9 protein-coding genes are annotated in these 12,351 nt (G+C 38.9%); 8 read left to right on the plus strand and 1 reads right to left on the minus strand.

What is annotated here, in order from left to right; genetic code table 11:
• Positions 1-110 precede the first annotated feature (110 nt).
• Genes KX728_RS03655 through KX728_RS03675 form a run of 5 tightly spaced genes read left to right on the plus strand, consistent with a single transcriptional unit; the run spans position 111 to position 7,535 of the window.
• Positions 111-947: a LicD family protein gene (locus tag KX728_RS03655; RefSeq protein WP_215804785.1), complete on the plus strand. Its 837-nt coding sequence runs from the start codon at positions 111-113 to the stop codon at positions 945-947.
• The gene (locus tag KX728_RS03660) at positions 944-1,912 is read left to right on the plus strand and encodes a glycosyltransferase family 2 protein (RefSeq protein ID WP_215804784.1); all 969 of its coding nucleotides are present in this window, start codon (positions 944-946) and stop codon (positions 1,910-1,912) included. Before KX728_RS03655 ends, KX728_RS03660 begins: the two co-directional genes overlap by 4 nt.
• A 21-nt stretch (positions 1,913-1,933) precedes the next feature.
• Positions 1,934-4,093, plus strand: coding sequence for an O-antigen ligase family protein (locus KX728_RS03665; RefSeq protein ID WP_215804783.1), 2,160 nt, complete (start codon positions 1,934-1,936; stop codon positions 4,091-4,093).
• A gap of 57 nt (positions 4,094-4,150) precedes the next feature.
• Complete coding sequence (locus tag KX728_RS03670) at positions 4,151-4,963, plus strand: LicD family protein (protein WP_215804782.1); 813 nt, start codon at positions 4,151-4,153, stop codon at positions 4,961-4,963.
• Positions 4,964-5,006: 43 nt separating this feature from the next.
• The gene (locus KX728_RS03675; protein ID WP_215804781.1) at positions 5,007-7,535 is read left to right on the plus strand and encodes an MBL fold metallo-hydrolase; all 2,529 of its coding nucleotides are present in this window, start codon (positions 5,007-5,009) and stop codon (positions 7,533-7,535) included.
• A 46-nt stretch (positions 7,536-7,581) separates the two neighbouring features.
• Here KX728_RS03675 and KX728_RS03680 read toward each other — a convergent pair whose 3' ends face one another.
• Positions 7,582-9,060, minus strand: a complete 1,479-nt coding sequence (locus tag KX728_RS03680; RefSeq protein ID WP_215804780.1) for an oligosaccharide flippase family protein — start codon at positions 9,058-9,060, stop codon at positions 7,582-7,584.
• 122 nt (positions 9,061-9,182) lie between these two features.
• Between KX728_RS03680 and mecA the strand changes: the two genes are divergently transcribed.
• The 3 genes from mecA to thrB all read left to right on the plus strand — a co-directional run bounded on the left by mecA (position 9,183) and on the right by thrB (position 12,228).
• A complete protein-coding gene (gene mecA / locus KX728_RS03685) occupies positions 9,183-9,923 on the plus strand; it encodes an adaptor protein MecA (RefSeq protein WP_215804968.1) in 741 nt (246 codons plus the stop codon).
• A 147-nt stretch (positions 9,924-10,070) separates the two neighbouring features.
• Positions 10,071-11,357 (plus strand): homoserine dehydrogenase, encoded by a 1,287-nt coding sequence (locus tag KX728_RS03690; protein ID WP_215804779.1) that lies wholly within the window; start codon positions 10,071-10,073, stop codon positions 11,355-11,357.
• A 1-nt stretch (position 11,358) separates the two neighbouring features.
• Positions 11,359-12,228 carry a homoserine kinase gene (thrB, locus tag KX728_RS03695; RefSeq protein ID WP_215804778.1) on the plus strand — a complete coding sequence of 290 codons (870 nt, stop codon included), beginning with the start codon at positions 11,359-11,361 and terminating at the stop codon, positions 12,226-12,228.
• Positions 12,229-12,351: the final 123 nt, after the last annotated feature.

Raw genomic sequence — 12,351 nt, forward strand, 5'->3', positions numbered from 1 at the left:
GTGAAAAAGTGGTTTAGGCTTTGATTTTTCTTAGTATCTGATGGATTTTTAGGGCTTTTTTATGGTATAATAAAACGATATAACTCGTTATTGGACAGAAGAGGAGAGACATGAGTGATTTGAAAGCGATTCAGGCTCGTAGTCTGGAAATGGCTGAATATTTCGTTGCATTTTGTAAAGAACATGATTTGTTGTGCTATCTCTGTGGTGGAGGGGCTATTGGTGCCCTACGTAATAAGGGCTTCATTCCTTGGGATGATGACCTAGACTTTTTTATGCCTCGCAAGGACTATGAAAAATTAGCAGAACTGTGGCCACGTTATGCAGATGAGCGTTATTTCTTGTCAAAGAGTAACAAAGATTTTGTAGACCGTAACCTTTTTATTACCATTCGTGATAAGAAAACCACTTGTATCAAGCCTTATCAGAAGGATTTGGATCTGCCACACGGTTTGGCCTTGGATGTTTTACCATTGGATTATTATCCTAAAAATCCAGCTGAGCGTAAGAAACAGGTTCGTTGGGCCTTGATTTATTCACTCTTTTGCGCCCAAACTATCCCAGAAAAGCATGGTGCAGTCATGAAATGGGGAAGTCGTATCTTACTCGGCCTGACTCCAAAATCTCTACGTTATCGCATTTGGAAAAAAGCTGAAAAAGAAATGACCAAGTATGGTCTCGCTGAGAGCGATGGAATTACGGAATTATGCTCAGGTCCCGGCTACATGCGAAACAAGTACACAATTGCATCTTTTGAAGACAATCTTTTCTTGCCATTTGAAGGAACTGAGATGCCCATTCCAGTCGGTTATGATGCCTATCTCAGCACTGCTTTTGGGGACTATATGACACCGCCACCAGCGGACAAGCAAGTACCGCATCATGATGCTATTATAGCGGACATGGACAAGAGCTACACAGAGTACAAGGGAGAATATGGAGCATGATGGGAGAAAAAATAAGCGTTATCGTTCCAGTCTACAATGTAGAAGCCTATCTGGAGCGATGTGTGGAGTCGATTCTTCAACAGACTTATGCCCATTTTGAGTTAATCCTAATCAACGATGGTTCTACTGATTCTAGTGGACAGATCTGTGATCACTTAGCATCTCAGTATGAGAATATCAAGGTTTATCATATCGAAAATGCTGGTGTTTCAAATGCTAGAAATATGGGAATTCAGCTAACGACGGGTTCTTGGGTTACCTTTATTGATAGTGATGATTTCGTTACCCAGGATTACCTAGCTACTTTAGCAAGTGCAGTTGAAGGGGTGAATGTAGGCTTTGTTATTGCTCCTCTGCACCATATCAAAAACGGCATTGTAACTGATATACCTTCACATTCAGGAAAAACAGAACTCTGGTCAACAGAAGAAACCATGAAGGAACTACTGATGACTACCAGAACGTCATTTTTTCCAGTTGCAAAACTGTTTAAGAGAGACCTGCTTGCGGATGAAAAGTTTAATACAAATTATCACCTAGCTGAAGATGCTCTATTTTTAACCGAATTGCTACTAAAGACAAGATGCAGTTGCGTATTTATTGACAAACCTGTTTATTATTATGATCATCGTGAGGGAAGTGCAACGACATCTGTTAATCGATATGTATTTGACACGATAGAAGTTTATCAGCAAATAATTGCTCAAGTTTCACAAGCCTTCCCTAATTTAAAATACGAATTAATAAATAGAGAATGTTGGTCGTACATCACAGTTTACGATAAAATTATCTTTACTTCACGTGAAGAGTATCAAAAGGAGAAAGCCGAGCTGAGGACTTGGATTGTTCAGCACCGACGTGAAATATGGAAGGATGCTTATTTCACTACTTTTCGCAAGGTAGCGATCCTTTCACTTGTCATTTCTCCATGGCTATATAAGAAAATTGTTGGATTAAAAAACTAATATCATGAGAAGGAGTTGAAAATGAATTTTTCAAAAATGGATGAATACTTTGAAAAATCAAAACTATGGATTGCATATCTATTTGTTTTCATTTCGATTTTAAGTATGAGTTCACTGGTTTATAAGATAGCAAATCCCCTCTACAAGGGATTATCAGCGATTGTAGTGCTTTATATTTGCTATACCTTATTGTTTAAGTGGAAAGAAATCAAAGTAGATCGCAAATTTCTATCCTTATTTGGACTCTTAGCTGGAGGTCATCTGCTATCAGCTATTTTCAATCGCTCTGGACATCTGATTGGAAATGTGATTGAAATCCTCTTCATGGTAACCTATGTTTTATTATTTACCATGTTACAATCAGGGCAACTTAAAAAATTAGTTGACTGGATTGCCTATACGGTTCAAATTGTTTCTTTTTCTTCAGCAATTTTTGCGTTTGGTTTATTGGTTAGTAGAGTCCTTATCCTATTTAAGATTGGCGAACAATCTTATTACTATGGTGTCATGAATGGACGTCTGTGGGGGATTGTCAATCCAAATGCTAGTGCGATATTTTCATACATTAGCATTATTTTGGCTATGTATTTGATTCATAAAGGAAGTAAATATTCTGTTTATCTTAAACTGAACAATGTGATTCAATTCGTTTACTTTGCTACGATGCAAAGTCGAGGAGCCTTACTTTCTTTACTTCTCATGATTGGACTCTATAGTTTCTTTGCTACTAGAGGAAGTATCGTTAAACGATTCCTCACTTTTATAGTTGCTGGTTTGCTGATTACTGCAACTAATATTGGATTAAGCTATGTAACTTCTATCTATATCTCATCTGAAACTGCGACTGTCTTAGATTTAAACAAAGGACAATCCTATGCTGAAACAGATTCGTCTGTCACTAAGAAGAACGGTGAGCTCCATCTGATTGAAACAACACCAAGTGGTAGAACCTATATCTGGAAAAATGCCATCAAGATGGGAAGTGCCAAACCAATTTTTGGTTATGGTGTACGAAATGTTCCAGATTACTACACAGAGTATTTCAGTAAATTTGAGATTCAAAACTCCCTTATCGGTGGGAATTTCCATAACATTTTTGTGACTATATTTGTCAGTTCGGGAGTTCTAGGTTTGCTATCCTTCCTTCTTGTACTGGCTTATGTCATCAGGCGCTTTTTGACGTATTTGATTGTTTCCAAGAAAAATACTGATAAATTGACCATGATCCTTTTCTTCGGTATCTTGTTTGGCCAATTATTTGAGAGTCAGATTATGTATTCAACCAACTTTATTAATATCATCTTCTGGCTAGCGATTGGCTATGGACTCGTAGTCTGCAAACGGGATGAAGGAGTTCGGTACCAAGAAGTAACAGATGTCAATGAAATTCAACAGATGGAACTTGGAATCATGGAGTATATTCATGAAGTTTGTCAGAAAATTGGGGTCAAGTATTTCTTAGCATATGGAAGTCTAATCGGTGCTGTTCGCCATCAAGGATTTATCCCTTGGGATGATGACATGGATATCTGCATGTTACGAGAAGATTATGAAAAGTTGCAAGACTACCTTATCGCTAACCCTGATGAACGTTACGAGGTCATGTCTTATAAAAATAATCTCAACTATGTCTATCCCTTCATGAAAGTGCAGGATAACCATACTTACTTGCTAGAAGAAGATGTTCGCATCGATTCGAATATGGGAATCTATGTAGATATTTTCCCTGTAGATGGCTACGAGGATGACGTACAATTTAAAAACAAGATGACGAAACTGATAAAGAAACGTCAATTGAGTTGCTACACCTTCAAAGGCATTACCAATACAAAAAGTGTACTGAATTCACTGCTACGTTATGTGTCAGTTATTATTTTCTATTTCACCAATACGAACAAATACGTTGCCCAGATTGAAGAGCTTGCAAAATCCCGTAAAGTCTCAGATTATGAGCAAGTGGATTATCTTATCTACAAGGATATGAACAAACCAGTGTGGAGACGTGAATGGCTGGAACAAGTTACTACTGGAACATTTGAAGGTAAGGAATTTACCATTCCGAAGAACTATCATGAAATTTTGACCTCAGACTACGGAGACTATATGCAATTGCCACCGGTTGAACAAAGAGTATCTCATCATGATTTTAAATTATGGAAGATTGTTAAAAGGTCTAAATGACGGGATTGGAATTAAGAAACGTTTAAAAATATAGTCAAATTTAGGAGAATAGAACCTATGTCTGAAAGAACTTTAACTCTTGAAGAAATCAAGCAAGTAGAATTGGATATTTTAAAGTATCTACATGATCTTTGTGAACAACATCAAATCAAATACTTTATTGATTTTGGAACCTTACTAGGAGCTGTACGCCATAAAGGATTTATCCCTTGGGATGATGATACAGATATTTCCTTGGCGCGTGATGAATTTGAAAAACTGTATAAGGTTTTACAAAATGAAAATCATCCCTACTACAAATTGATTTCATTCAGAGAAACAAAGGGATACCCATACAGTTATATGAGAGTCTATGATGTAAGGACTCGTCGAGATGCTAACCTCGTAGACCCAACGGTCGTATTGGGAACTTGCGTTGACATTTTTCCATATGATGGTGTCGTCACAGAGGAAAGTGACCGTAAAAAAATGAGGCTCTACAAATATTTCATTCGCCTTTCTTCTTTGAATTTTAAAGGGATCAAGTCTGAGAATGGTGGACTTAAAAACCTCCCTCGTTATATGGGATCAGCTATTTTCCGATTAACTTCCCCACAGCTATGGAATCAAAAATTAGAGAGTCTTGCTTTGAAGTATAGTGTAGATCAAGCAACAGATCTTACTTGTACTATCTATGACCCTTATTATCCAAATGGTATAAAAAAAGAATGGCTCTATGATTTGATTGATATGCCTTATGAAAACATTGTGCTCAAGGTTCCGAGAAAATACCATGAAATACTTGTCTACGAATTTGGAGAAAACTATATGACTCCACCTCCTATTGAGCAACAAGTCCCAGGAGGGGATAAAAACTACTGGATTGATTAGATTTTTAAAAGTTGCTTAATGTTAAGATAAAGGAGTTTTCAAGGTGAAAAATAAATGGTTATTAAAATCAGTCAGCTATAGTGTTCTCGCATTCTTTCTATTACTTATTCAGTTATCGCAAGGAGTAGATGCAGATACTATCTCTGCAGGTTCGGGCAATCGTATCCATTTCATAAATACTAAAGCAAAATCTGGGAGTGACGCCATCCTTCTGGAAAGCAATGGTCACTATGCTTTGATTGATATGGGAGAAGACTATGATTTCCCTGATGGGAGTGACCCACGCTATCCAAGCCGCTGGGGAATTTCTATGAGAAATTATCAAGTATTGGAGGATCGATTGATTCGCCACTTGGATCAGATAGGTGTAAAAAAATTAGATTTTATTATAGGAACTCATGTCCATAGTGACCATATTGGTGGAGCGGACGAAATACTCAATCGATATCAAGTCGGTAAGTTTTATTTGAAAAAATATTCAGATGATCGGATCACAGCAAACTGGGGACTATGGGATAATCTTTTCAATTATGATAATGCTTTGAGAGCAGCTCAAAAACGAGGAGTTACTCTTATCCAGAATATTTCAGATGAGGATAGCCATCTAAAATTAGGTGATATGGATATCCAACTCTACAACTATAAGAATGAATATGATGCTGAAGGGAATCTGAAAAAAGTTCGAGATGATAACTCCAACTCCATCGTTTCAGTAGTGACTGTGGCAGGAAAGAGAATTTATCTTGGTGGAGATTTGGATAATGCCGAAGGAGCAGAAGATAAGTTAGGTCCAGTTATCGGTAAGGTTGATATGATGAAATGGAACCACCATTATGATGCGACAATTTCAAATACGATTAATTTTCTTGAAAACTTATCACCAAAGATGATTATTCAGACAACTGGTGGAGATATTAATGTTGCTTCAACCAGAGAATACCTTCAGAAGAAAAATATTCAGGTTCTTCATGCTGCTAGCCAAACTCAAGATGCTACCGTTTTTGATATTAGCGATAAAGGATTTGCTAATGTTTCAAATACCTTCCCTGATATCCCTGTAGTTGACGAAAAATGGTATCAAGAAGATGGCTATTGGAAATATCGTTTGACTGACGGAGAAATGGCTATCGGCTGGAGAGAGATTGGCGGAGCCACTTACTTCTTTAATGGAAAAGGACAAATGCAAGCAGGTCGCTGGCTTCACCTTAACGACGACTGGGGAGAAAATGCCAAAGGGAATGATTACTATCTGAACCAAAATGGTAAAATGCAAACTGGTGGTTGGTTCAAACTAGATGACTCTTGGTATTATATCCAATCAAATGGTGCTAGACGATTTAGCGAGCTCTCTGAAATTGGAGGGAAAAAGTATCTCTTTGCGGCAGATGGCAAGATGCTAACAGGACATCAAGTCTATAATGGCAAGAAGATGTTCTTTAGCGAAAGTGGTGCACTCCAAACAGCAGGTAAGCCTTCAACTTGGCAAAAGATTGATTCAAATTGGTATTTCTATGATGAGGATGGGCTAAAGACCATCGGTAAAAAGAATATCAACGGAAGCACATACTACTTTAATCAAGAAGGTATCATGCAAACTGGCTGGGCCTTTGTTGATGGTCACTGGAACTATTTTGCAAGTTCTGGAGCTATGAAAACCGGCTGGGTCAAGGATCAGGAAACATGGTATTATCTGGATAAAGATGGCATCATGTTAACTGGCAGACAAGATATAAATGGTGTTCGTTACTATTTGAATGCTAGTGGTGCCATGCAGACTGGCTGGAAGTGGCAAGACAATAGCTGGTACTTCTATACGAACTCAGGTGCTATGAAAACTAGTTGGTTGAAAGATAAAGAATCATGGTATTATTTGGATCCAGAAACTGGTATTATGGCTGTAGGATCTAAAGAGATTGACGGTAAGAACTATTTCTTCAGCTCAGCAGGTACTATGCAAGTTGGATGGCAGAGGTCAAATGATTCTTGGCATTACTACGCTACGTCGGGCGCACTCCAAACTGGTTGGTTGAAAGATGGTGATGTCTGGTATTATCTTGAAGGTAAGGAAGGCGTTATGTTAGTCGGCCTCCATCAAGTAGATGGTAAGCAATATTACTTTAGCAAATCTGGAGCCATGCAAACTGGCTGGAAATGGTTTGATAATCATTACCGTTACTTTGAATCAAATGGAGCCATGAAAACTGGTTGGATAAAAGACAAAGGTGTCTGGTATTATCTAAATCCTGAAGATGGTATCATGTTGGTTGGCCTTCATAAAGTAAATGGTGATCATTATTACTTTGATGAATCAGGAGCTATGCAGACAGGTTGGAAACAGCTTGATGGTAATTGGTACTATTTCCAAGCTGATGGTTCTTTGTTGAAGAACGCAACAACACCTGATGGTTACAAAGTAAACGAAGAAGGAATCTGGAAACAGGCTGTTGCTGCTGTAAATAGCGATGCAGTCAAGCCAGAACAGAAACAAGAAGCTAATTCCTCTATTGTTGAACAACCTAAACAAGATTCAAATCTAGAAGCCAACGCTTCTGAAAAGAAAGAAAAAGAATAAAGAAGAAATCCCCTACTGGCAACTAATTTATCAGTAGGGGATTTTTTTAATTTCGTTTTAATTTAGCAAGTACAAGGTTCAGTGCATAGTGGAGTGTTTTGTCTTTGGTAATAAAGAGGGTCAAGAGGTAATAGATACCACAAGTTGCTACGGTAGACAGAACCATGAGAATCATATTGAAGTTTACTGTGTAGGAATTGATTTGGAAAATCATCTTGAAAATATAGAAGATTGGGATAAAACCAAGGGATATAATGCTATAACGTGTTAAGGTTATAAAAATTTCTTTTAAACTAATCAGTTGGTGTTTCTTGATAAAATGAATTTCAAGTAAAACAACGATAGTTTCTGCGATAATGGTCGTAGCGATGTAATACTCAGGTGCAAAAATATTATTGAAATACAAGATGCTATTTAATAGTATATTGGCACCACCACCAAGGAAGTAGAAGGCAGTTAAGCGATTTTCATGGTCGTTGATAAAGATAATCTGTTTACCAAGAATCAACTCTATAGCCCAGATGATGGTACGAAAAGCGAAGACGCTAGTTACGATACCCGCTTCAAGATATTTTTCAGATGAATAAATAACAGTTGCGTACCGTCCCAATATCATAATCCCGATACTAGTTGGAACCATAAGGAAATAGAATAAGGATGCCGCTTGATTCACGAGATAATTATAGGACTTGTAATCCTTTTTACCGAGATAGTAGCCAAGGCGTGGAATACTGACGTTGATAGCTCCACTCAAGACACTGGCAATCAACATGACGATACTATAGGCAATTGTATAATAAGAAATGTAGTTTTCATCTGGTCCCTTGGTGATAAACATTCTATCTAGCAAGGTATAAAGCATATTAGCATTTGCTAAGAGAAGCATAGTGAAGAGCGGTTTAGAAGCTTTAGCTAATTCGACGAAACCAATCTTAACAAAAGAAACTTCTCTCTTAATCCAAAGAAAACTGAGCAGGTAGTTGAGGATAGTGGTCGCTGTCATAACGATAGCATAAGGAACAATATCATCTGCCGTTTTAACAAAGGCGAAGATAGCGACCAGCATGGTAATTCGAATAATTAACGTTTTGTAGAGGATGAAGGCATAGTTTTCATAAGCCTCGTTCATCCATTCGATATTGAGAAATTGGAAGAGTGCTTGGGCTCCTAGGATGTAGTAGAGAACTTTCAGATTCTCAATGTTGGTGTCAAAGAAGATAATGAGGAAGTAGATACCAGTGGTCAGGAGGGAAGTGAAAACCGAGATATAAAACAACTTAGAAAAGACGTAGTTGATTTTATTCTTGTCATCCTTGACCTTACTAATAGCTCGAATCCCGTAGTTGTATATTCCAAAGGCAGCTAGTGGAATAACGAAACTTGCCCAGGTATTGGCTGTATTGAAATAACCGTAATTGGATTTGCTGAGAATCCGCGTCAGATAAGGATTGGTTATCAGTGGAAAAACGATATTGAGAATATTGACCAGCAAGCTGGCCAAGGCATTTACTTTTATATTTTTCATTGAACTTTCTTTCTTAAATCTAAAATCATATCTAGTATTATATCACATTCTCGCTTCATTCTTTTGATAAAATCGTAAAAATCTAGTATAATAGATAGACTGAAAGTATGAGGTTACTAGATATGAAGATGAAACAAATTAGTGATACAACACTGAAAATCACGATGACTTTAGATGATTTGATGGATAGAGGAATGGAGATTGCAGACTTTCTCGTTCCTCAGGAAAAAACCGAAGAGTTTTTCTATGCTATTTTAGATGAGTTAGAGATGCCAGACAATTTCTTGGATAGTGGTATGCTGAGTTTCCGCGTGACGCCAAAACCTGATAAGGTGGACGTCTTTGTGACCAAATCCAAGATTGACCAAACTCTGGATTTTGAAGATTTGGCGGATCTACCAGACATGGAAGAATTAGCCCAAATGTCGCCAGATGAATTTCTCAAAACCTTGGAAAAGAGTATTGCAGATAAAACCAAGGACGATATTGAGGCCATCCAATCTCTAGAGCAGGTCGAAGCAAAGGAAGAAGAGCAAGAGCAGGCAGACAAGGAGACTGAGAGTAAGAAAGAACCTTATATCTACTATATCCTGCGCTTTGCAAGCCTTGCTGACTTAGTTGCTTTTGCAAAGACGGTTAACTACCAGATGGAAACATCTGAACTCTATAAGATGAATGGACACTATTATTTGACAATCTTAGTCGATGTGGAAAATCATCCAAGTCCATATCCGGCTTGGCTCTTGGCTCGTATGCGTGAGTTTGCAGACGACAGTGACATCAGTCGTTCAGTCTTGCAAGAGTATGGGCAAATATTGATTAACCATGACGCAGTTCTCGGTCTGCAAAAGATTCGTTCATAATTTTTAAAATCAATTTTCATTTATCAGGAAAGACGAATCTTGGGATTCGTTTTTTCTTTTCTAGACCGAAATAGTGATTTACTATAATAGGAATTTTCATAAAATTCTGTTATAATGGCTATATCAGAAAATTTCTAGGAGACAAACATGACAGTTAAAATTGCTTTACTCGGATTTGGTACCGTTGCAAGTGGCGTGCCTTTCCTCCTAAAGGAAAATGGAGAAAAAATCGTTCAGTCAGCTCATTCAGAGATTGAAGTAGCCAAGGTATTGGTCAAGGATGAAGATGAAAAGAACCGCTTGCTTGCAGCAGGAAATGACTTTAACTTTGTAACCAATGTAGACGATATTTTAGCAGACAAAGATGTTACCATTGTAGTGGAATTGATGGGGCGTATCGAACCAGCTAAAACCTTTATCACTCGTGCCTTGGAAGCTGGGAAACACGTTGTTACTGCTAATAAGGACCTTTTGGCTGTCCATGGAGCAGAATTGCTAGAAATCGCTAAAGAGCATAACGTAGCACTTTACTACGAAGCAGCAGTAGCTGGTGGGATTCCAATTCTTCGTACTTTGGCAAATTCGTTGGCTTCTGACAAAATTACGCGCGTTCTTGGCGTTGTTAATGGAACTTCCAACTTCATGATGACCAAGATGGTGGAAGAAGGCTGGTCTTACGATGATGCTCTGGCTGAAGCTCAAAGACTTGGATTTGCAGAAAGCGACCCTACAAATGACGTGGATGGGATTGACGCAGCCTACAAGATGGTGATTTTGAGCCAGTTTGCTTTTGGTATGAAGGTTGCCTTTGACGATGTAGCCCACAAGGGAATCCGCAACATCACGCCAGAAGACGTAGCTGTAGCCCAAGACTTGGGCTATGTAGTGAAATTGGTTGGTTCTATCGAGGAAACTCCTTCAGGCATTGCTGCAGAAGTGACTCCAACCTTCCTACCTAAAGCACATCCACTTGCCAGTGTGAATGGGGTAATGAACGCTGTTTTTGTAGAATCTATCGGTATCGGTGAATCGATGTACTACGGACCAGGTGCTGGTCAAAAACCAACTGCAACAAGTGTTGTAGCGGACATTGTCCGTATCGTTCGTCGTTTGAATGATGGTACCATTGGCAAAGACTTCAACGAATATAGCCGTGACTTGGTCTTGGCAAATCCAGAAGATGTTAAAGCAAACTACTATTTCTCAATCTTGGCTCCAGACTCAAAAGGGCAGGTCTTGAAATTGGCTGAGATTTTCAACGCTCAAGATATTTCCTTCAAGCAAATCCTCCAAGATGGTAAAGAGGGTGACAAGGCGCGTGTCGTCATTATTACACATAAGATCAATAAAGCACAACTTGAGAATGTTTCAGCTGAGTTGGCCAAAGCTTCAGAATTTGACCTCTTGAATACCTTCAAGGTGTTAGGAGAATAGGATGAAGATTATTGTACCTGCAACCAGTGCCAATATTGGGCCAGGTTTTGATTCGGTCGGTGTAGCTGTAACCAAGTATCTTCAAATTGAGGTCTGTGAAGAACGGGATGAGTGGTTGATTGAACATCAGATTGGTAAATGGATTCCCCATGACGAGCGTAATCTTTTGCTTAAGATTGCCTTGCAAATTGCGCCTGACTTGCAACCGAGACGTTTGAAAATGACCAGCGATGTTCCCTTGGCGCGTGGTTTGGGTTCTTCTAGCTCTGTTATCGTTGCTGGGATTGAACTGGCTAACCAACTGGGCAATCTCAACTTATCTAACCACGACAAATTGCAGTTGGCTACCAAGATTGAAGGGCATCCTGACAATGTGGCTCCAGCTATCTATGGAAATCTTGTTATTGCGAGTTCCGTTGAAGGTCAAGTCTCTGCTATCGTAGCAGACTTCCCAGAATGTGATTTTCTAGCTTACATTCCTAACTATGAATTGCGCACTCGCGACAGTCGTGGTGTCTTACCTAAGAAATTGTCCTACAAGGAAGCTGTTGCAGCTAGTTCAATTGCCAATGTGGCGGTTGCAGCCTTGTTAGCAGGAGACATGGTGACAGCTGGACAAGCAATCGAGGGGGACCTCTTCCACGAGCGCTATCGTCAAAGTCTGGTCCGTGAATTTGCGACGATTAAGCAAGTAGCCAAAGAGAATGGTGCCTATGCGACCTATCTCTCTGGAGCAGGGCCGACAGTTATGGTCTTGGCTTCTCATGACAAGATGCCGGCGATTAAGGCAGAATTGCAAAAGCAGTCTTTCAAAGGCAAACTTCATGACTTGAAAGTGGATACCCAAGGTGTCCGTGTCGAAACAAAGTAAAGAAATAGAGGATAGGATGGGGAAAGTCTCGACTAGGGGGCTTCCTATCCTTTTTTTGAAAAGAAGTTTATACTCAATGAAAATCAAAGAGCAAACTAGGAAGCTAGCCGCAGGCTGCTCAAA

The organism is Streptococcus oralis, from assembly GCF_019334565.1.
Taxonomy (GTDB): domain Bacteria; phylum Bacillota; class Bacilli; order Lactobacillales; family Streptococcaceae; genus Streptococcus; species Streptococcus oralis_CR.